Consider the following 19,696-nt stretch of genomic DNA (forward strand, 5'->3'; position numbering starts at 1 on the left):
CCGTTCGCTAGTTGAGGAGGTTCACATGGAGGTTGTGGTCACGGGACGGCACTGCGAGGTGTCCGACCGGTTCCGCGAGCACGTGTCCGAGAAGCTCACCCGTCTGGAGAAGCACGATCACCGCATCATGCGCGTCCAGGTGGAGGTGGAGCTCGAGAAGAATCCTCGCCAGCACGACCGGTCCACCAAGGTGGAGCTGACCGCGTTCTCCAAGGGCCCGGTGATCCGTGCCGAGGCGGCGGCCGAGGACAAGATGGGCGCGCTCGACCTCGCCCTCGACAAGATGCAGGCCCAGATGCGTCGCGCCGCCGACCGGCGTCGGGTGCACAAGGGCCGCGCGGCGGTGTCCGTGGGGGAGGCCCTCGCCGGCATGCCCACCGTGGACGACTCCGCGCAGGACGAGGAGGAGACCGACGTCATCGAGCACAAGGTCGGCCCGATCACCGTCACGGGTGACGGACCGCTGGTCGTGCGCGAGAAGTCCCACCACGCCACCCCCATGACGCTCGACCAGGCGCTCTACGAGATGGAGCTGGTCGGGCACGACTTCTACCTCTTCGTCGACAAGGAGAGCGAGCGACCGGCGGTGGTCTACCGCCGCCGCGGCTACGACTACGGCGTGATCTCGCTCGACGTCGGCTGAGTGCCCTCTACGCCCCGGTCGCGCGCGCATGTAATGATGCGCGCGTGACCGAGGCACACAGCAGCGAACCCGTCCGCGTCCTGGTTGTCGACGACCAGGAGCTGTTCCGTCGAGGGCTGATCATGCTGCTCAGCGGCGACACCGACATCGAGGTGGTCGGCGAGGCGGCCGACGGGATCACCGCCACGGAGCTCGCCACCACGACCGCGCCCGACGTCATCCTCCTCGACGTCCGGATGCCGCGCCGCACGGGAGTCGAGGCCTGCCGCGCCATCAAGGAGGCCGTCCCGGCCACCAAGATCATCATGCTCACCGTCTCCGACGAGGAGGCGGACCTCTACGAGTCGGTCAAGAACGGCGCGGCCGGCTACCTCCTCAAGGACTCCTCGATCGAGGAGGTCGCCCAGGCGATCCGGGTGGTCAACGAGGGCCAGTCCCTGATCAGCCCGTCGATGGCGGTCAAGCTGATCGACGAGTTCAAGCAGATGTCCAAGCCTGAGCGTGAGCAGGGCCCGGCCCTGCGGCTGACCGAGCGCGAGCTCGAGGTGCTGCGGATGGTGGCCAAGGGGCTCAACAACCGTGAGGTCGCCAAGGAGCTCTTCATCTCCGAGAACACGGTCAAGAACCACGTCCGCAACATCCTGGAGAAGCTCCAGCTGCACTCCCGCATGGAGGCCGTCATGTACGCCATGCGCGAGAAGTTGTTGGACCTCCCGTAGGACCGAGGCACGAGGTCCTGCGCAGGGCCAACAAGGTCGAGTGGCCCCACGTCCGAGCTCGCGAGGACGTGACGGGCTGTATCGAGACCCAGTCAGCCGACCGGCCACCTCAGCCACGGTGTCGGTCCGCTCTGCTTGAGTGCTGCTCGTGACCGAGCAGCTCACCAGGCTCCAGGCCCGCCGCATCGCGTTGGCCGCCCAGGGCTTCACCGACCGTGCGCACGCGACGCCCTCGCTGAAGACCCTCGACCGCACGGTCGCGCGCACCGGCGTGCTCCAGGTCGACTCCGTCAACGTCCTCCAGCGTGCCCACTACATGCCGCTCTACTCGCGCATGGGCCCCTACGACGTCGACCTCCTGCGGCGAGCGACCGCGTCGACCGGACGACGCGAGCGCACCCTCGTCGAGTACTGGGCCCACGTGCAGGCGCTCATGCCCGTCGACCTGTGGCCCCTGATGCGGCACCGGATGGAGCACTACCGCGCCGAGCGCGGCAAGTGGGGCTTCACCGCCGACCCGACGCTCGAGCCACGGGTGCGCGACGCCGTCCGCGACCGCGGGCCGGTCACGGCCCGCGACCTCGAGCAGGACCTCAGCGCCGGACCCCGCTCCCGGGAGAACTGGGGCTGGAACTGGTCGGAGGCCCGCAAGGTGCTCGACTACCTCTACCTCGTCGGCGACGTCGCCATCGCCGGGCGCAACAACCAGTTCGAGGTCGTCTACGACCTCCCCGAGCGGGTGCTGCCGGCGGCGGTCCTGGCCGCGCCGACGCCCACGCCCCAGGAGGCGGTGACCGAGCTCGTACGCCGTGCAGCGCGCTCGCACGGCGTGGCGAGCCTGGCCTGCCTGGCCGACTACTACCGGTTGCGCCTCCAGCCCGCTCCGGGAGTGGCGAGCGCGAAGCTCGCCGTCGAGGAGCTCGTCGAGGCCGGCGAGATCGTCCCGGTCACCGTGCAGGGCTGGAAGCGCCAGGCCTACCTCCACCGCGACGCCCGGCTGCCGCGACGGGTGGCGGCACGCACGCTGCTCAGCCCCTTCGACCCCGTGGTGTGGGAGCGCGCCCGCGCCGAGGCGCTGTTCGACTTCTTCTACCGCATCGAGATCTACGTCCCCCAGGAGAAGCGGCTCCACGGCTACTACGTGCTGCCCTTCCTGCTGGGCGACCGTCTCGTGGCGCGGGTCGACCTCAAGGCCGACCGCGCCACGAGTCGGCTGCTGGTCCCGGGAGCCTTCGCGGAGACGGGCGCTCCGCCGGAGACGGCCGACGAGCTGGCCGTCGAGCTGCGCCGGCTGGCCGGTTGGCTCGGCCTGGACGACGTCTCCGTCGGCGTCAAGGGCGACCTGTCGACGGCATTGGGTGCTGCGTTGGCGCGGTAGGTACAGTTACCACTCGTGCCTGCCATCATCGACAAGCTCCTCCGCATCGGCGAGGGCAAGATCATCCGTGAGCTCGAAGCCGTCTCCAAGGCCGTCAACGCCATCGAGGACGACTTCGTCAAGATGACCGACGACGAGCTCCGCGGGATGACCGCCGAGTTCCGCGAGCGGCTCGCCAACGGGGAGACCCTCGACGACGTCATGCCCGAGGCGTTCGCCACGGTGCGCGAGGCGAGCAAGCGCGTGCTCGGCATGCGCCCCTTCGACGTGCAGGTGATGGGCGCCGCCGCGCTCCACCTCGGCAACATCGCCGAGATGAAGACCGGTGAGGGCAAGACCCTCGTCGCGGTGCTGCCGTCCTACCTCAACGCCCTCGAGGGCAAGGGCGTGCACGTCGTCACCGTCAACGACTACCTCGCGAAGTTCCAGTCCGAGCAGATGGGCCGCGTCCACCACTTCCTCGGCCTGACCACCGGCGTGATCCTGCCGTCGATGCGCCCGGCGGAGCGGCGCGAGGCGTACGCCTGCGACATCACCTACGGCACCAACAACGAGCTCGGCTTCGACTACCTGCGCGACAACATGGCCGACTCGGTCGCGGAGTGCGTGCAGCGCGGCCACAACTTCGCCATCGTCGACGAGGTCGACTCGATCCTCATCGACGAGGCCCGAACCCCGCTCATCATCAGCGGTCCGACCCAGGACGAGGTCAAGTGGTACGCCGAGTTCGCCACGATCACGCGGACCCTGGTCAGGGACACCGACTACGAGGTCGATGAGAAGAAGCGCACGATCTCGGTGCTCGAGCCGGGCATCACCAGGGTCGAGGACCACCTCGGCATCGAGAACCTCTACGACTCGGTCAACACCCCGCTGATCTCCTTCCTCAACAACTCCATCAAGGCCAAGGAGCTGTTCCGCAAGGACAAGGAGTACGTCGTCATGGACGGCGAGGTGCTCATCGTCGACGAGCACACCGGCCGCATCCTCGCCGGTCGTCGCTACAACGACGGCCTGCACCAGGCGATCGAGGCCAAGGAGGGCGTGACCGTCCGCGAGGAGTACCAGACCCTCGCCACGATCACCCTCCAGAACTACTTCCGCCTCTACGACAAGCTGTCCGGCATGACCGGTACGGCCATGACCGAGGCCTCGGAGTTCGACAAGATCTACAGCCTCGGCGTGGTCCCGATCCCGACCAACCGGCCGATGCAGCGCGTCGACAACGTCGACCTCGTCTACCGGACCGAGGAGGCCAAGTACGACGCGGTCGCCGACGACATCGCCGAGCGCCACGAGAAGGGCCAGCCGATCCTCATCGGCACCGTGTCGGTCGAGAAGTCCGAGTACCTCTCCAACCTGCTCAAGAAGCGCGGCATCCCGCACACCGTCCTCAATGCCAAGCAGCACGCCGACGAGGCCAAGGTCGTCGCGCTCGCCGGCCACAAGGGCGCGGTCACCGTCGCCACCAACATGGCCGGTCGAGGCACCGACATCATGCTCGGCGGCTCGGTCGACTTCCTCGCCGACCAGGAGCTGCGCAAGCAGGGCCTCGACCCGGTCGAGGCGCCGGAGGAGTACGACGCCGCCTGGCCGGCGATGGTCGAGCGCATCAAGGCGCAGGTCGCGGCCGAGCACGACGAGGTCCGCGAGCTCGGCGGCCTCTACGTCGTCGGAACCGAGCGCCACGAGTCGCGCCGCATCGACAACCAGCTGCGCGGTCGCTCCGGCCGTCAGGGCGACCCGGGTGAGTCCCGGTTCTACCTGTCGCTGCAGGACGAGATGATGCGCCTGTTCAAGTCGGAGTGGGTCGACCGCATCCTCACGGTCCTCAAGGTCCCGGACGACGTGCCGATCGACGCCAAGCGGGTCAGCAACGCCATCGCCGGCGCCCAGGCCAACATCGAGTCGCAGAACTTCGAGTCGCGCAAGAACGTCCTCAAGTACGACGACGTGATGAGCCGGCAGCGCGAGGTCATCTACGCCGAGCGCCGCCGCGTGCTCGAGGGCGCCGACCTCGGCGAGCAGATCCGCGGCTTCATCGACGACGTCATCACCGGCTACGTCCGCGGGGCCACCGAGGGCTACGCCGAGGACTGGGACCTCGACGCGCTCTTCACCGCGCTCGGCCAGCTCTACCCGGTCGGGCTCACCAAGGAGGGCGTCATCAAGGCCGCCGGCGGCCTCGAGGGCCTGACCCGCGAGCAGCTCATCGAGGACCTGCAGAAGGACGTCCAGGAGGCGTACGACCGCCGCGAGGACGAGATGGGCGAGGAGGTCCAGCGCGAGCTCGAGCGCCGCGTCGTCCTCTCGGTGCTCGACCGCAAGTGGCGCGAGCACCTCTACGAGATGGACTACCTCCGCGAGGGCATCTACCTCCGCGCCTACTCCCAGCGCGACCCGCTCGTGGAGTACCAGCGCGAGGGCTTCGACATGTTCGCCGCGATGATGGACGGCATCAAGGAGGAGTCGGTCGGCTTCCTGTTCAACCTCCAGGTGGAGGTCGAGGAGGACGACGCGGAGGGCGAGCAGGCCGAGGAGGTCATGGCCGTCGCCGCGCCGCAGGTGTCCGCCGCGACCCCGCAGATCGACTTCGCCCAGGCGCAGGCGCACGCACCGACCATCCGGGCCAAGGGCCTCGACCGTCCGAACCGGCCGCAGAACCTGTCCTACAGCGCTCCCTCCGAGGACGGCGAGGCCGAGGTGACCGCCGCTCCGGAGTCCGAGGACGACCCGTTCGCGGGTGTCGGTCGCAACTCGCTGTGCCCCTGCGGCTCCGGTCAGAAGTTCAAGCGGTGCCACGGTGCCCCCGGCGGTGCCACCGGTCGAGCCACCCTGGGTGGCTGAGCCGCAGCCGGCTCAGCCGATCTTCAGGGCGACGCACTGCCAGCGGTCGCGCACGATCTCGAAGCGTGCGGCGACCGCGCGGGAGCGCCTGCCGTAGCGCACGTGCGCGCTGGCCTCGACCGCGTCGCTGCGGATGAGGGCGGTGCGTACGCCGACCACGACCGGGCGCGCCGGGTTGGGACCGCGCACCTGGCCCGACGCCGAGCCGACGGCGGCGGCCACCGTGCGTGCCCGCGCGGTGAGCTCCTCGTAGACCACGGGGACGGCGTGACGGAGCACCTGGCTGACCGGGCGGTCCCCGGCGGCGATCTCGACGACCGCCTGCAGGAACCGGCCGACGAAGGCGTCGACGTGCTCGCGGGCGGAGAGCTCCAGGGCGACCAGGTCGCTGGTGCGCGCGCTGCGCAGGCGTGGTCGCGGGGGAGCCGTACGAGGCGTCAGGTCGAGTGCGAGCGACCCCTGGACGCTGGCCATGGGGGCCCGCGGTCGCAGGAGGACGACGTCGGCCTCGGCGGTGTCGGGTGTGCTCATCATCGTGCTCCGTCCTCGTCGGTGTGCGTGCCCGGCAGGCGCAGCGCCTGCCCGGGGTGGATCAGGTCGGGATCGGCGCCGACCACGTCACGGTTGGCGGCCCAGATCGCTCGCCAGCGGAGATCGACGTCGTCGCCGTCGGCGGGATGGGCCTGTGCGATCGACCAGAGCGAGTCGCCGGGGCGCACGACGTAGCGCTCGCCGCCCCCGGCGTCGCGGTGCGACACCGTCGCAGCCCGGGCGCGCGGCTCGGGGGACCGGGTGACGGGGGCGACGGCGCGCTCCGGGAGGGACAGCCCGACCAGGTGGTCGGCGTCGCCGCGGCCGCCGTCGGCATGCGCGGGGACCGTCGCCCCCACGACGACAGCCGCACCGCAGGCCAGCACCACCAGCCGGCGGGTCGCTCCGGCACCGGTCGGGGTCGCCCCCGCCAGCACCTGCGCCACCGTGGCCGAGGTGACCAGCCAGAGCCACCCCAGCGCCACGGCCAGGACCGTCGCGCATCCGGCGACGAGCGCGTCGGCGACCGCGTCACCCGACGGTGCGCCGGCGGCGGCTCGCCACGCGGCGGGCACCGTACGCCCGGCCGTCAGCGCGGCGACCGTCACGGCCAGCCAGACCGCCAACGGTCGAACGCACCGCGTCTTCATCCCCCGAGACATCCGCATCCTTTCGTTTGCGTGTGTTTGCGTCATTCAACGAAGGTTTGATGGAGATGTCAAAGTTTTCTCCACAGACCGACGCAACCCATGGCCCGCCACCCACGTCTCCACTGGCGAAAGGGGGCCGCCGATGCCCAGCACGTCGCGCCAGGCCACGTGGGCCGCAGCCGCTCTCGCGGCCGCGGTTGTTGCCGCGGTCGCCGGGGTGGTCGCCGCCACGTCCGCGCCCACCACGGCACCGACCACGTCCGCACCCACCACGTCCGCACCCACCACGTCCGCACCCACCACGTCCGCACCGACCACGTCCGAGGTCGTGCCGCCGCCGTGGGAGGCCCAGCCAGACCTGGCCGTCGAGGTCGACGGCGCCCTCTGGGTGGGCGGCGAGCAGGTCCCCGGCGAGTGGTGGGGCGTGGAGGGCCGCGGCACGCGGTGGATCGGCGTCCAGCGCGACCGCACCTGGTGGTGGGGCACCGACGCCCGGCCGCGGCGGATGGAGGGCGAGGTCGACCAGGGTCCGGCCATCTCCGCGAACGGCCGCTACCTGGCGTACGTCGTGGGCGGGGGGCGCGAGTGGACCCTGGTCGGCGTGGACACCGAGGCGGGAGGCCACGCGATGGCGACGGTCGGGCTGCCGCAGCAGAGGATGAGCCCGGCACCCCGCGCGGTGGCGGTGACCGACGACGGGCTCGTCGTCGTGGGAGGGCCCAGGTTCCAGTGGGTCTGGCGCCCGCTGGGCGACGGCACGACCGTCGACCTCGCCCGGACCGCGCCGGGGCAGACCGTCGTCGGCAGCACCGACGCGGGGCTGGTCGTCAACGAGGGGGAGTACGACCGGACGGACGGGGCGCAGGGCGCCCCGCACCTCGCCCGGGTCACCGAGGACGGCACGCTGCGGCGGCTGGGCCCGGTGCCGACCCACGACGCGCTGGAGGCCGGCGAGCAGTGGCTGGCCTACGCGCTCCCCGGCACCCTCGGCGGGGAGGCCTTGGGTCCTGACGAGCTGCAGGTGCAGCGGCTGGACGGCTCGGACGCAGGGGTGGTCGCCGCGCCGGACGGCTGGCGCTTCCATCCTGTGGACATGCGGTGGGAGACCGCCGACGAGCTGCTCGTGGTGCTGGTGGCGCAGGACGGTGACGAGGCGCTGGCACGTTGCCGACCCGGCCGGACGACGTGCGTGCGGGTCGACGTGCCTGACTAGGCTCGCGGGCATGTCCTGGGAGCACGAGCTGTTCGCGCTGTTCGACGACCTCGAGGGGCAGGCGGCCGCTGCCTGGGAGGCCGAACGGGAGGCCGAGCTGGCCGACCGGGCGCGCACCGAGTACGCCGCCGTCACCCTCGCCGGGCGGTTCATGGCCACGCGAGGGCAGGACGTGGTGCTCGACCTCCCGCACGTGGGCCGTGTGGAGGGCCGGCTCGACCGCGTCGGGCCCGGCTGGTGCCTGCTCAGCGGTCGAGGCCAGGACTGGATCGTGCCGCTGCGCGCGGTCACCTGCGTACGCGGTGCGAGCGACCGTGCCGTGCCTGAGGTGGCCTGGTCGCCGATCGACCGGCTCGGGCTCGGAGCAGCGCTGCGGCGGCTGGCGGACGCGGAGGCGCGCTGCCTGCTGCACCTCGTCGACGGCACCCGCCACGAGGCGTACGTCGTGCGGGTCGGCGCTGACTTCGTGGAGTGTCGCGCGGGCGGGGGAGGGGACAGCCTCCTCGTGCCCTACGACGGACTGGTCGCGGTCCAGAGCCGCGACGACTGAGCGGTCAGGTCGCCTCGACGTCGTAGGGCGGGACCTGACCCTCGGGGAGGGAGGCCTTCCGTGCGGCCTTGGCCTGCTCGCGGTCGACCTCGGCCATCGCCTCGGTGATGTGCTTGCGCACGATCGAGCGTGGGTCGAGGTCGCGGAGCTGGAGGTCGGAGTACTCCGGGCCGAGCTCGTTGCGCAGCTCGTCCCGCGCGTTGTGGGCCAGGCCGCGGGCCCGGTGGAGCAGCTGGGCGGCCTGGCGGGCGAGGTCGGGCAGCCTGTCGGGGCCGAGCACGACGACGGCCACCAGGGCGATCACGGCCAGCTCGAGGAGCCCGACGTCGAACATGCCTCAGAACCTACTGCCTCGTGGCGATTCCGCGATCAGAACTTGCTGGAGGGGGTGAGGCCGAGCTGCATGCCGGCCAGCCCGCGGCCCCGGCCCGACAGGGCCTCCGCGATCCGGGTGAGCTCCCGGGCCGCCGGGGCGGCCGGGTCGGCCTCGACGATCGGCTTGCCGACGTCGCCGCCCTCGCGCAGCGAGATGTCCAGCGGGACCTTGGCCAGGACCGGCACGTCGTAGCCGAACCGCTCGGACAGCGTGCGCGCGACGCGCTCGCCGCCGCCGGTGCCGAAGATCTCGAGCCGGTGGTCGTCCTCGGCGGGGCAGTGGGGGCAGGGGAGGTAGCTCATGTTCTCCACGACGCCGACGACGCGCTGGTGCATCATCGAGGCCATCGTGCCGGCGCGCTCGGCGACCTCCGCGGCCGCCTCCTGCGGCGTGGTGACGACGATGACCTCGGCGCTGGGCAGGTGCTGGCCGAGCGAGATCGCCACGTCGCCGGTGCCGGGCGGGAGGTCGAGCAGGAGGGCGTCGAGGTCGCCCCAGTAGACGTCGGCGAGCATCTGGACGAGCGCCCGGTCGAGCATCGGGCCGCGCCAGGCGACGACCTGGTCGCGCCGCGGCTTGAGCATTCCGATCGAGATCACCGAGACGCCGCTCGGGGTCGGCACGGGCATGATCAGGTCGTCGACCTGGGTGGGACGGGTGTCGGCGACGCCGAGCATCGCGGGCACCGAGTGGCCGTAGATGTCGGCGTCGACGACGCCGACCTTGAGGCCCTGCCCGGCGAGCGCGAGGGCGAGGTTGACCGTCACCGACGACTTGCCCACGCCACCCTTGCCGCTGGCGATCGCGTAGACCTTGGTCAGCGAGCCGGGCTGGGCGAAGGGGATCTCGCGCTGGGCGCGGCCGTTGTTGAGGATCTCCTTGAGTCCGGCGCGCTGCTCGGCGGTCATCACGCCGAGGGTGAGGTCGACCGAGGCGACGCCCGGGACCTTCGTGACGGCCGCGGTGACGTCGCGGTTGATGGTGTCCTTGAGCGGGCAGCCGGCCACCGTGAGCAGCACGTGGACCGCGACGGAGCCGTCCTCGGCCACCTCGACCGAGTCGACCATCCCCAGCTCCGTGATCGGGCGCTTGATCTCCGGGTCGTCGACGGTCGCCAGGGCGTCCATGACCTGCTGCTGCGTGGGGGTGCTCATGATGGAGAAGTCTACGAGCCGCCCCGCGACGTCATGGTCCCGGCTCGTCCTCCGGGCCGCGGCGGGACAGGTCCTCGATGTCGCCCATCAGGCCGCGCAGCTCGGAACGGAGGAAGTCGCGGGTGGCGACCTCGCCGACCGCCATCCGCAGCGACGCGACCTCGCGGGCCAGGAACTCCATGTCGGCGTGGGCGCGCGCGTTGGCCTGCCGGTCCTGCTCGGCGATGACCTTGTCGCGCTGTTCCTGGCGGTTCTGGGCGAGCAGGATCAGCGGCGCGGCGTACGACGCCTGGAGGCTGAGCATCAGCGTGAGGAAGATGAAGGGGAACTCGTCGAAGCGCAGGTCGGCCGGCGCCAGCGTGTTCCACACCATCCAGGCGATGACGAAGAGCGTCATCCACATCAGGAACCGGGCCGTGCCCATGAACCGGGCGAACTGCTCGGCGAAGGAGCCGAACGCGTCGGAGTCGTAGGCCGGTCGCCGTACGAGCGAGCGGCGGGTGTCGCGCGGGGTGTCCAGGCGCGGCCGGCGGCTCTCGCTCATCCGGCCCTCCCGGCGCTCGGTCCGCCATTGATCCGGCCTGGCCGCGGAGCACGGTCGCGCCAGCCCTCGGGGAGCATGTGGTCGAGCAGGTCGTCGACCGTGACGGCGCCGAGCAGCCGGCCGTCGTCGTCGACGACCGGGGCCGCCACCAGGTTGTAGGTCGCGAGGTGGGCGGCGACCTCGTCCATGGAGGCGTCGGGGCGCAGCGGGTCCATCGACTCGTCGAGCGCGGCCGCGACGAGGGTCGACGGGGGCTCGCGCAGCAGCCGCTGGATGTGGGCGGCGCCCAGCAGCCGGCCGGTGGGGGTCTCCAGCGGCTGGCGGCACACGTAGACCAGCGCGGCGAGGGACGGGGTGAGCTCGGGGTTCCGCACGTGGGCCAGCGCATCGGCGATCGTGGCGTCGGGGGAGAGGATGACCGGCTCGGGGGTCATCATGGCGCCCGCGGTGTTGTCCTCGTAGGACATCAGCCGCCGGACGTCCTCGGCCTCGTCGGGCTCCATGAGGCCCAGCAGGGTGGCGGCCGTCTCCGGGTTGAGGTCGGCGATGAGGTCGGCCGCGTCGTCGGCCGACATCTCCTCCAGGACGTCGGCCGCGCGCTCGGAGTCGAGGTGCTCGAGGATCTCGACCTGGTCCTCGTCGGGCAGCTCCTCCAGCACGTCGGCCAGGCGCTCGTCGTCGAGCGCGGCGACGACGGCCGTACGCCGCTCCGGCGGGAGGTCGTGGATCATGTTGGCCGCGTCGGCGGGGCGCATGTCGTTGAGCGCGGCGATGAGGTGCGTGGCTCCCTGCATCGGCTCGTGCCGGGTCAGGCCGGTGACGTCGCGCCACTCCACGACGTGGGTCTGGCCGCGTCGCCGGAAACCCTTGCTCGGCTCCTGGATCGCCACCCGGGACAGCACCCAGTCGCGGTTGCGCGCCTGCTCCATCGCCACGTCGTAGACCACGCCGGTGACGCCACCCTCCTTGGCGGAGTCCTTGATGGTCACCGTGCGGTCGAGCATCTGGCCCATCACCAGCGTCTCGGTCGAGCGCTGCACGAACCGGCGCATGTTGAGCAGGCCGGTGGTGTGGACCTGGCCGCTGTCGATGTTGGTGATCCGGGTCATCGGCACGAAGATCCGGCGGCGCCCGAAGACCTCCGCGACCATGCCGAGGACGCGCGGCTGGCTCGTCTCGGTGCGGATCGCGACGACCAGGTCGCGGACCTTGGCCACCTGGTCGCCCTGGGGGTCGAAGATCGGCAGCCCGACGAGCCGGGCCACGAAGACGCGGGTCGGGGTGGTGCTCACGCCGCAACGTTAGCGTGCCGGTAGCCTCGGGGAGCACGTCCGAACCGCGTCGGCGCCCGGACGTCTGGTGTACTCTGTCGTCGCACGAGTCACTTCTGTCACATCGACCGGGTCGTGCCGACGCGTCCACGACGCGTTGGGGGGCGCGGTCGAGTCACCTCGACGCCGCCACTTCCCCGACGACTGTGAGGCCCGCATGTCCGGCACCACCGCCCCTTCGCGCCCGTCCCGCCCCTCCCCGAGCGGGCTGCGCCGGGTGTGCGCCGTCGGCGTGACGCTCGCCGCCGCCCTCGTCCTCGCCCCGGCCGCGCCCGACGCGACCGTCGGCGCCGCCGAGGCCGCCCCGGCAGCCGCTCCGGTCGCGGCCCGGGCCGCCGAGACGGCCCAGACCACCCCGGCCACGTCGTTCCGGGTGGCGAACTTCAACATCCTCGGACACGACCACACCGCGCCCGGCGGCAACCGCAAGGGCTGGGACTCGGGCACCGTACGCATGGACCGGGTCGTGACGCTGCTGAAGGACAAGGGACCCGACGTGGTCGGCTTCCAGGAGTTCCAGCCGCCGCAGGCCACCCGCTTCCAGGAGCTGATGGGCACCTCGTGGCAGACCTACCCGGGCCTCAACAACCCGGCCGGGCCGTCGGTCAACTCGATCGGCTGGAGCACCGCGGTGTGGACGCTCGTCGAGGCCCGCACCATCCCGATCCCCTACTTCGACGGCGTGCCCAGCCGGATGCCGGCCGTGCTGCTGGAGAACAACGGCACGGGCCGTCGCGTGTGGTTCTTCAACACCCACAACCCGGCCGACACCCGCGGCCCGGCCCAGCAGTGGCGCAACACCGGCTTCGCGATGGAGGTCGCGCTCGCCAACGAGCTGCGCGCGGCCTACCCCGGCGTGCCGTTCATCTCGCTCGGCGACAAGAACGAGCGCGGCAGCGACTACTACTGCGCGGTGGCTCCCGGGGCCGACATGTGGTCCGCGAGCGGCGGCTACGTCGACGGTGCGACCTGCCAGCCGCCGACCGACGGTGCGATCGACTGGATCATGGGCACCAAGGACGTCTACTTCAACAGCTACACCCGCGTGTGGAACGACTTCGTCTCCAAGACCAGCGACCACCCGCTCTACTACGCCAACGCCGTCGTCCCGGCCTCGAGGCCGGTCGGCGTCGACCACGTGGTGGTCGTCGCGGTCCCCGGCCTGACCTCGACGGTGGTGCGCGGCTCCAGCGCGCCCGGTGAGGCGGCGCGGATGCGCGCCAACGGTGCGTCGACGACCAACGCCCGCACGGTCACCGAGAGCACCGAGGCCGACGCCAACCTGTTCTCGCTGCTCAGCGGCCGGCGGGTCTTCCCCAAGCGGGGCGGCCACGGCGTGGGCTCCGAGAAGTCGCTGCCCGGCACCGTGCACAGCTCGGCGGGCCAGTACGTCTCCAGCTTCTTCGACCTCGCCCACAACCTGTCGAACCGCACGATGTTCGTGTCCAGCCGCCAGGCGACCCAGCTCGTCCTGCGCAGCTACAACCGCAAGACCGGCGGCAAGGACCCCTACGGCGTCGACGACGGGACCGCGAAGATCGACACGTTCAAGATCAAGAAGGACGACTCCACCGCGGTCGGCCAGTGGCGCGACAAGATCGCCAAGCGGCCCGCCCGCCTGAGCGTGATCGAGCTGTCCGGCGTCCTCGACGAGGGCCTCGACGGCGGCTTCCGCGGCCCGGCCTACCAGAAGGCCGTCCGCAAGGCCTTCCAGCGCGTCGCGGCGATCCGGCGCAGCATCTCCAAGCAGCCGGAGATGGCGGGCCGTACGCTCCTCGTGGTCACCGGCACCGGCGGTGCGCAGAAGGCCAAGGGGTCCTCGCGCACCTGGGCGCAGAGCTACCGCGTGCCGATGTGGGTGACGGGTCCCGGCGTCCCGGCCGACAGCGACCTCTACACGCTGAACCCGGCGTTCTCCTCGCCCGGCAAGCAGCAGGTGGGCTACTCCGGTGCCCAGCCGATCCGCGTGGGTGACCTCACCAACCTGGTGACCCGCACCCTGGGCCTGCCGCCGGTGCCCGGGTCGTCGATGGACCCCGAGCAGCGCTTCCAGGTCTTCGACCCGCTCCTGGTGCCCGGCTCCTGATCGCCACCTCCTGATCGGCACGACCTGACCGATCGGTTGGTGCGGGGAGCGGGCGCCCGGTTAGGCTGGCCCCCTCCCGAGCCGCCCATGCCCAGACACGGGCCCGTGAAGCCGTCCGCCCGCGGCCGTCGGCTCACCTCCCGCAGAAGGTGGCCGTGAAGCACAAGCACCCCTCGACCACGAGCGGCCCGCGTCGGCCGCGCGTGGAGCTGTGGGCGCCTGCGCTGGTGCTGGTCGTGATCGCGGCCGTCGTGTGGGCGTCGTTCTTCTCCGACGCCGCCGTCCAGGACACCGCGAGCGACCGGGCGGGCGAGGCCCGACAGGCGGAGGCAGCGGCGACGGACACCGAGGGCGATCCGGACGCAGGGGAGGGCGGAGGCTCCAGGGGAGGCTCCCGGGGCTCGTCCGGCGAGGGCGCGGAGCCCCAGCACGCGGAGCCCGAGGAGCTCGAGGAGTCCGTACGCCGCTTCCGCGCCGCGCAACGCAAGCTCGCCGCCCGCGTCTCCCAGCAGCTCGCCCGCCGCACCCAGCCCTTCGAGTTCCGGGTGGCCACCTACAACGTTCTCGGCGACTCCCACACCGGCCCCGGCGGCAACAAGCCCGGGTTCCCGGACGGCGGCCCGCGCATGGACATGACGATCGCGGACCTGCGTGCCAACGGCATCGACGTGGTCGGCTTCCAGGAGTTCGAGCAGAGCCAGTTCGCCATGTTCTCCTCCCGTGCCGGTGAGTACTCGCTCTACCCGGGGATGTCGCTGGGCAACAAGTCGGTCCGGTTCAACATCGCCTACCGCTCCAGCGTGTGGCGCCTCGTCGAGGGACGGTCCCTCTCGATCCCCTACGCCGGCGGCAACCGCATCGCGATGCCGGTGGTGCTGCTGGAGTCGATCAGCACCGGACGCAAGGCGTGGTTCGCCAACTTCCACAACCCCGCCGACACCCCGAGCCTCGGCAACAACGCCCGCTGGCGCGCCGAGGCGGCCAGCATCGAGATCTCCTACCTGACCGAGCTCCACCAGTCGACCGGGTACCCGGTCATCGCCACCGGCGACTACAACGAGCGCGAGGAGATCTTCTGCCGGTTCACCGCGGGCGGGGTCTTCACCGCCGCCGCCGGCGGGAGCTCCGCGGGCGGCTGCGCACCGCCGCCGCAGATGCAGGTCGACTGGATCTTCGGCTCGACCGGTGTCGCCTTCGCCGGCTACGCCGTCACGGACACCGGCGTGGCCTCCGACCACGCGATGGTGCATTCCACCGCCACCCTGACCGGGGACGAGTAGCCGCCGCGGCCGGGCCCGGGCTGCTCGTTATACTCCGCCGCGTGAGGTCCCTGAGCCAGTTGCGGCGTCCCGGCGCGCTGGACGTCCTCGAGATCGACGCCACCGGCCTCCTGGTCGGGGCCAGCCGCGAGCGTCTGGTCGACGTCGCCTTCGACGGCCGGCGCATCTGGTCGTTCTGGCTGCTGCGCGACGGCGAGCAGGGTGACGACGGCGTACGCCTGCGCTGGCCCAAGCCGCTGCGCCCGTTCCTCGACGGGGTCGCCGAGGTGACGCTGACCGACCCGGGCACCGACACCGTGCTGTTCTCGCGGACCGTGCAGTTCGGCCAGCGACCCGACCGGATCGACGTCGTCAACGCCGCCGGACGTCCCCTGGCGCTCGACAAGTCGCTCAAGCTCGTGGAGACCTTCGACACCCGCGACGCGGCCCAGGTCGAGCCGCTCCTCGACGCCATCGACGAGGTCCTGCGTGCGCTGCGCCAGGTCGGCCTCGACGCCTTCCTCGCCTACGGCACCGCGCTCGGCGCGATCCGCGACGGCGGCCTCATCGGCCACGACAGCGACGCCGACCTCGGCTACGTCAGCACCTACGACCACCCGGTCGACGTCATCCGCGAGTCCTTCCGCATCCAGCGTGCGCTCACCGACATGGGCTACCGCGTCACCCGCTACTCCGCCATCGCGCTGAAGGTGCACGTCGAGGAGAGCGACGGCCTCGACCGTGGCCTCGACGTGTTCGGCGGCTTCATGCGCGACGGCAACCTCTACCTCATGGGCGAGATCGCCGTCCCCTTCCAGCGCGACTGGATCTACCCCCTCGGCACTGCGTCGCTCGAGGGTCGCGAGTTCCCGGTGCCGGCCAACGCCGACAAGTTCCTCACCGCGACCTACGGCCCCCACTGGCGCGTGCCCGACCCGGCCTACAAGTTCACCACCCCCGCCAGCACCATCGAGCTGTTCAACGGCTGGTTCCGCGGGATGCGTACGGGTCGCGCGGGCTGGCACGGCTACCACAAGCGCACCGCGCACCAGCAGCCCACCGTGTCCACCGTGGCGCGGCAGGTCGCGGAGCGGCACCCGGACCTCGCGACCTACGTCGACATCGGGTGCGGTCGCGGCGCCGACGTCGCCTGGTTCGCCGACCGTGGCGTCTCCGCGGTCGGGCTGGACTTCCAGCCCTACGCCTACGAGGACGAGGCGCAGCGCAGGGCCGACGACCCGCACGTGACCTTCCAGCTCTTCAACCTCCTCGAGCTGCGACACGTCCTCGCCGTCCCGGCGTGGATCGCCCGGATGCCCGGCCCGCGCGCCGTGGGTTGCGTCCACGTCGTCGAGAGACTCGGCCACCGCGGCCGGATGAACCTGCTCCGTGCCTCGCGGATGGTGCTCGCCGGGACGACCGGCACCCTGCACCTGCAGTTCCTCAGCGAGAAGGGCCGCGACGGCTACGCTCGCCGCACGGGCGCCCGCAAGCCCCTCGACCCCGCGGTCGTCCTCGCCGAGGTGGCGGAGTCCGGCGGCCGGGTGCTCGAGGACGTCCGCACCCGGGTCTCCTCCGACCCGGGGAGCTCGCAGGTGTGCCGCATGATCATCGACTGGAACGCGTGAGGTGGGAGCAGACATGTTCGGACTCGGCAACCGGTGGGCGAACCGGAACGGCGCCGCAGGCGGCGACCTCGAGAAGCGGGTCGCCGCGCTCGAGGCGGCCGTCCAGGAGAACCGCGCCCTCAACGTCCGCCTGGCCGAGCTCACCGACGTGGTGACCGAGCTGCTGCTGCCGGTCGCCGCGCGGGACGAGGAGAGGCTGGAGGAGCTGCTCGGGAAGTACCGCGGGGACTTCTCTTGAGCCCAGGCTCACGGCACACCGGCGGACCGCGGCGGGTGTTCCTCCACATCGGTCTGCCCAAGACCGGGACGACCTACCTCCAGCAGGTCGTGTGGAGCAACCGCGACCGGCTGCGCAAGGCCGGGGTGTTCCTGCCGGGCTTCGGCCACCGTGAGCACCTCTGGGCCGCGCTGGACCTCCAGGAGCGCCCCCGTCTCGCCAAGCGGCACGCGGACGCGCCGGGGGCGTGGCAGCGGCTGGTCGACGAGGGGTCGGCGCAGTCCGGGGACGTGCTGATCACCCACGAGTTCCTCTGCGGGGCGTCCTCAGAGCAGGCTGCACGGGCGATCTCGAGCTTTCCCGACGCCGAGGTGCACCTCGTCGTCACCGCTCGCGACGCCGCCAGCGTGGTGTCCGCCGGCTGGCAGGAGTCGGTCAAGAACGGCGGCACGGTGGACCTCGACGCGGTCATGGCCGGCGCGTCCGCCGGTGGACCGGAGTTCAGCATGCGCACCTGGGACCTCGCGGGCGTGCTCGAGCGCTGGACCCCCGACCTGCCCAGCGAGCGGGTGCACGTGCTCGTGATGCCGGGCGCCGGCGAGGCGAGGGACCTGCACTGGCGCCACTTCGCCGAGGTGCTCGGCCTCGACCCCGACGCGTACGCCGCTCCCGACGACGCGGTCAACCCGGCGTTGGGGATCGTCCAGATCGAGACCCTGCGGCTGGTCAACCAGTACCTGCCGCGCTACTCGGCGCAGGAGCGGGGGGTGTGGATCCGCGGCTACCTCGCCGAGGACCTGCTGGCCCGCCAGCCCCGTGAGCGCGGCGGGATGCCCGAGCAGCACCGCGCCCGCTTCGCCGAGCTGGACCGGGCGGCCGCCGACCTGATCGCCGAGCGCGGGTTCCACGTGCTCGGGGACCTGTCCGGCCTGGCGGGGGAGGAGGCCGTACGGGGCGCGGGGCGCGTGCCCGACACGGTCACCCACGAGGAGCTTCTCGAATCGGCTGCCCGACTCGTCGCTGATATCGTGGCGGACGTCCGCGCGAGCACAGGTGATGTGCCGCCACGCCGTCGGGGGAATCTCTGATCCGGGCGCCGCCGGGTGCCACGTAGGAGTTGTTGTGCGTTCCAAGTCCATTGCCCTTCTCGCTGCCCTCGGGCTGGCCGCCTCGCTGGCCGCGCCGGCCTCGGCCGCCACCGTGTCGGGCGCAGCGCCCGCCACCGGCACGGCCGGCACCACCTTGGTGGAGCCCGCGGCCGCGCTGTCCGTGCGCAAGCCGGGCAAGCCCAACAAGAAGTGGAAGGTCCCCGTCGGGCCGAAGTTCAACAACCCGATGGTCCCCAAGGACCGCTTCGTCATCGAGCGCCACGTCCTGCGGGCGATCCGCAACACGCCCAAGGGCGAGAAGATCACCATCTCCGCCTACTCCCTCGACCGGCAGGTCTTCGCCGACGAGCTGATCCGCGCCAAGCGTCGCGGCGTCAAGGTGCAGGTCCTGCTCAACGACCACCTGGTTCCCAACGCCCAGGTCCGCATCCAGCGCGTGCTCGGCAGGAAGGTCAAGAAGTCCAGCTTCCTGCGTCGCTGCGTGTCGGGCTGCCGGGCCGACGAGAACGAGTACAACAACCTGCACAGCAAGTTCTACCTGTTCAGCCGCACCGGCCGGAACCGCAACGTGGTCATGCTGGGCTCCTACAACATGACCCTCAACGCCGTGCGCTGGCAGTGGAACGACCTCTGGACCACGGTCGGCAAGAAGACGCTCTACAACGAGTTCCAGACGCTCTTCCGCGACATGAAGCCCGACTGGGACAAGCGCCGTGCCACCTACAACTTCTGCGAGAACGGGCGCGACTGCCCCAACGGCGACATGCAGAAGTACCACACCATCGTCTTCCCCAAGTACACGACGCCGACCGACGACGCCGTGCTCGACATCCTCAACAACATCTCGTGCGCCTACACCGACGCGACAGGTGTGCAGCGGCGCACCCAGCTCGCCCTGTCGATGCACACCATGCGCGGCCGGCGCGGCGACTACATCGCCGACAAGCTGCGCGAGCTCTATGCCGCGGGCTGCAACCTGCGCGTCAACTACGGGCTGATGGGCTTCCACACCAAGCAGCGCATCGGCGCGCCCACGGCGCGCGGCCGCGTGCCGCTGCGCTCGACCGGGTTCAACCTCAAGGACGACGTCCCGACCGGTGACCCGGAGATCGACAACATGCCCGAGAACATCGAGCGCTACACGCACCACAAGTACTTCGTGCTGCGCGGCATGTACAAGGGCGTCGACAGCCGCATGGTGTGGACCGGCTCGACCAACTGGTCCAGCCTCGGCACGCCGCAGGACGAGATCCTCTTCGCGATGCACGGCCGCGGGGTGGTCGGCGACTACATGAAGAACTTCAACCTCATGTGGCGCAAGCCCTACAGCCGCGACGCCTACACCACGACCTACTCGGAGTGGAAGATGGTCAACGGCCGTCGCGTCGGCACCGACCCGGTCGTGACGATCGAGCCCGACGGGCTCCGCGGGGCCGGCCCCACCTGGGAGAACGACTGAGC

The 19,696-nt window shown here is 71.3% G+C and carries 18 protein-coding genes; 12 read left to right on the top strand and 6 right to left on the bottom strand.

The genetic code is table 11. The annotated features are described in order from the left end of the window. The first annotated feature begins 25 nt into the window (after nucleotides 1-25). From hpf to secA, 4 genes are all read left to right on the top strand, one after another. On the top strand, nucleotides 26-643 hold the full coding sequence (gene hpf / locus AC57BS_RS16525) for a ribosome hibernation-promoting factor, HPF/YfiA family (protein ID WP_496412529.1): 618 nt from the start codon (nucleotides 26-28) through the stop codon (nucleotides 641-643). A gap of 44 nt (nucleotides 644-687) precedes the next feature. After that, entirely contained in the window at nucleotides 688-1,362 is a 675-nt protein-coding gene (locus AC57BS_RS16530; RefSeq protein ID WP_496412530.1) for a response regulator, read from the top strand. Between the two features lie 148 nt (nucleotides 1,363-1,510). Then, a complete protein-coding gene (locus AC57BS_RS16535) occupies nucleotides 1,511-2,740 on the top strand; it encodes a winged helix-turn-helix domain-containing protein (protein WP_496412531.1) in 1,230 nt (409 codons plus the stop codon). Nucleotides 2,741-2,755: 15 nt separating this feature from the next. Continuing rightward, nucleotides 2,756-5,587: a preprotein translocase subunit SecA gene (gene secA, locus AC57BS_RS16540; RefSeq protein ID WP_496412532.1), complete on the top strand. Its 2,832-nt coding sequence runs from the start codon at nucleotides 2,756-2,758 to the stop codon at nucleotides 5,585-5,587. Between the two features lie 12 nt (nucleotides 5,588-5,599). Here the strand turns inward: secA and AC57BS_RS16545 are convergent, their stop codons facing one another. Together AC57BS_RS16545 and AC57BS_RS16550 are read right to left on the bottom strand one after the other, a co-directional pair. Continuing rightward, a complete protein-coding gene (locus AC57BS_RS16545) occupies nucleotides 5,600-6,121 on the bottom strand; it encodes an Rv3235 family protein (protein ID WP_496412533.1) in 522 nt (173 codons plus the stop codon). After that, nucleotides 6,118-6,780 carry a LysM peptidoglycan-binding domain-containing protein gene (locus AC57BS_RS16550; protein WP_496412534.1) on the bottom strand — a complete coding sequence of 221 codons (663 nt, stop codon included), beginning with the start codon at nucleotides 6,778-6,780 and terminating at the stop codon, nucleotides 6,118-6,120. Before AC57BS_RS16550 ends, AC57BS_RS16545 begins: the two co-directional genes overlap by 4 nt. Before the next feature lie 130 nt (nucleotides 6,781-6,910). Here AC57BS_RS16550 and AC57BS_RS16555 point away from each other — a divergent pair, with 130 nt between their 5' ends. Both AC57BS_RS16555 and AC57BS_RS16560 read left to right on the top strand, forming a co-directional pair. After that, entirely contained in the window at nucleotides 6,911-7,981 is a 1,071-nt protein-coding gene (locus AC57BS_RS16555) for a hypothetical protein (protein ID WP_496412535.1), read from the top strand. A 10-nt stretch (nucleotides 7,982-7,991) separates the two neighbouring features. Further along, the gene (locus AC57BS_RS16560) at nucleotides 7,992-8,531 is read left to right on the top strand and encodes a hypothetical protein (protein ID WP_496412536.1); all 540 of its coding nucleotides are present in this window, start codon (nucleotides 7,992-7,994) and stop codon (nucleotides 8,529-8,531) included. A gap of 4 nt (nucleotides 8,532-8,535) precedes the next feature. On the opposite strand, the gene AC57BS_RS16565 is transcribed toward AC57BS_RS16560, so the two are convergent. The 4 genes from AC57BS_RS16565 to AC57BS_RS16580 are packed head-to-tail and all read right to left on the bottom strand — an operon-like array spanning nucleotide 8,536 to nucleotide 11,897. Beyond that, nucleotides 8,536-8,865: a sec-independent translocase gene (locus tag AC57BS_RS16565; protein ID WP_496412537.1), complete on the bottom strand. Its 330-nt coding sequence runs from the start codon at nucleotides 8,863-8,865 to the stop codon at nucleotides 8,536-8,538. Between the two features lie 35 nt (nucleotides 8,866-8,900). Then, a complete protein-coding gene (locus AC57BS_RS16570) occupies nucleotides 8,901-10,061 on the bottom strand; it encodes an Mrp/NBP35 family ATP-binding protein (RefSeq protein ID WP_496412538.1) in 1,161 nt (386 codons plus the stop codon). Nucleotides 10,062-10,092: 31 nt separating this feature from the next. Continuing rightward, on the bottom strand, nucleotides 10,093-10,605 hold the full coding sequence (locus AC57BS_RS16575) for a DUF1003 domain-containing protein (protein ID WP_496412539.1): 513 nt from the start codon (nucleotides 10,603-10,605) through the stop codon (nucleotides 10,093-10,095). Next, nucleotides 10,602-11,897: a magnesium transporter MgtE N-terminal domain-containing protein gene (locus AC57BS_RS16580; protein WP_496412540.1), complete on the bottom strand. Its 1,296-nt coding sequence runs from the start codon at nucleotides 11,895-11,897 to the stop codon at nucleotides 10,602-10,604. The genes AC57BS_RS16575 and AC57BS_RS16580 overlap by 4 nt, the downstream gene beginning before the upstream one ends. Nucleotides 11,898-12,093: 196 nt before the next feature. Here AC57BS_RS16580 and AC57BS_RS16585 point away from each other — a divergent pair, with 196 nt between their 5' ends. From AC57BS_RS16585 to AC57BS_RS16610, 6 genes are all read left to right on the top strand, one after another. Next, on the top strand, nucleotides 12,094-14,022 hold the full coding sequence (locus AC57BS_RS16585; RefSeq protein ID WP_496412541.1) for an endonuclease/exonuclease/phosphatase family protein: 1,929 nt from the start codon (nucleotides 12,094-12,096) through the stop codon (nucleotides 14,020-14,022). A gap of 155 nt (nucleotides 14,023-14,177) precedes the next feature. Beyond that, entirely contained in the window at nucleotides 14,178-15,302 is a 1,125-nt protein-coding gene (locus AC57BS_RS16590) for an endonuclease/exonuclease/phosphatase family protein (protein ID WP_496412542.1), read from the top strand. Between the two features lie 41 nt (nucleotides 15,303-15,343). Continuing rightward, complete coding sequence (locus tag AC57BS_RS16595; RefSeq protein ID WP_496412543.1) at nucleotides 15,344-16,909, top strand: LicD family protein; 1,566 nt, start codon at nucleotides 15,344-15,346, stop codon at nucleotides 16,907-16,909. A gap of 13 nt (nucleotides 16,910-16,922) precedes the next feature. After that, nucleotides 16,923-17,147, top strand: a complete 225-nt coding sequence (locus AC57BS_RS16600) for a DUF6752 domain-containing protein (RefSeq protein WP_496412544.1) — start codon at nucleotides 16,923-16,925, stop codon at nucleotides 17,145-17,147. A gap of 35 nt (nucleotides 17,148-17,182) precedes the next feature. Continuing rightward, nucleotides 17,183-18,214, top strand: a complete 1,032-nt coding sequence (locus tag AC57BS_RS16605) for a hypothetical protein (RefSeq protein WP_496412545.1) — start codon at nucleotides 17,183-17,185, stop codon at nucleotides 18,212-18,214. A 34-nt stretch (nucleotides 18,215-18,248) separates the two neighbouring features. After that, nucleotides 18,249-19,694 (top strand): phospholipase D-like domain-containing protein, encoded by a 1,446-nt coding sequence (locus AC57BS_RS16610; protein ID WP_496412546.1) that lies wholly within the window; start codon nucleotides 18,249-18,251, stop codon nucleotides 19,692-19,694. Nucleotides 19,695-19,696: the final 2 nt, after the last annotated feature.

Source organism: Nocardioides sp. BGA-UO-ETr-FS32 (genome assembly GCF_059567905.1).

Excerpts from the sequence above, each read along its gene's own strand:
- hpf (WP_496412529.1), top strand. The coding sequence starts at position 26 with ATGGAGGTTGTGGTCACGGGACGGCACTGCGAGGTGTCCGACCGGTTC.
- AC57BS_RS16545 (WP_496412533.1), bottom strand. The coding sequence starts at position 6,121 with ATGATGAGCACACCCGACACCGCCGAGGCCGACGTCGTCCTCCTGCGA.
- AC57BS_RS16550 (WP_496412534.1), bottom strand. The coding sequence starts at position 6,780 with ATGTCTCGGGGGATGAAGACGCGGTGCGTTCGACCGTTGGCGGTCTGG.
- AC57BS_RS16555 (WP_496412535.1), top strand. The coding sequence starts at position 6,911 with ATGCCCAGCACGTCGCGCCAGGCCACGTGGGCCGCAGCCGCTCTCGCG.
- AC57BS_RS16560 (WP_496412536.1), top strand. The coding sequence starts at position 7,992 with ATGTCCTGGGAGCACGAGCTGTTCGCGCTGTTCGACGACCTCGAGGGG.
- AC57BS_RS16565 (WP_496412537.1), bottom strand. The coding sequence starts at position 8,865 with ATGTTCGACGTCGGGCTCCTCGAGCTGGCCGTGATCGCCCTGGTGGCC.
- AC57BS_RS16570 (WP_496412538.1), bottom strand. The coding sequence starts at position 10,061 with ATGAGCACCCCCACGCAGCAGCAGGTCATGGACGCCCTGGCGACCGTC.
- AC57BS_RS16575 (WP_496412539.1), bottom strand. The coding sequence starts at position 10,605 with ATGAGCGAGAGCCGCCGGCCGCGCCTGGACACCCCGCGCGACACCCGC.
- AC57BS_RS16585 (WP_496412541.1), top strand. The coding sequence starts at position 12,094 with ATGTCCGGCACCACCGCCCCTTCGCGCCCGTCCCGCCCCTCCCCGAGC.
- AC57BS_RS16600 (WP_496412544.1), top strand. The coding sequence starts at position 16,923 with ATGTTCGGACTCGGCAACCGGTGGGCGAACCGGAACGGCGCCGCAGGC.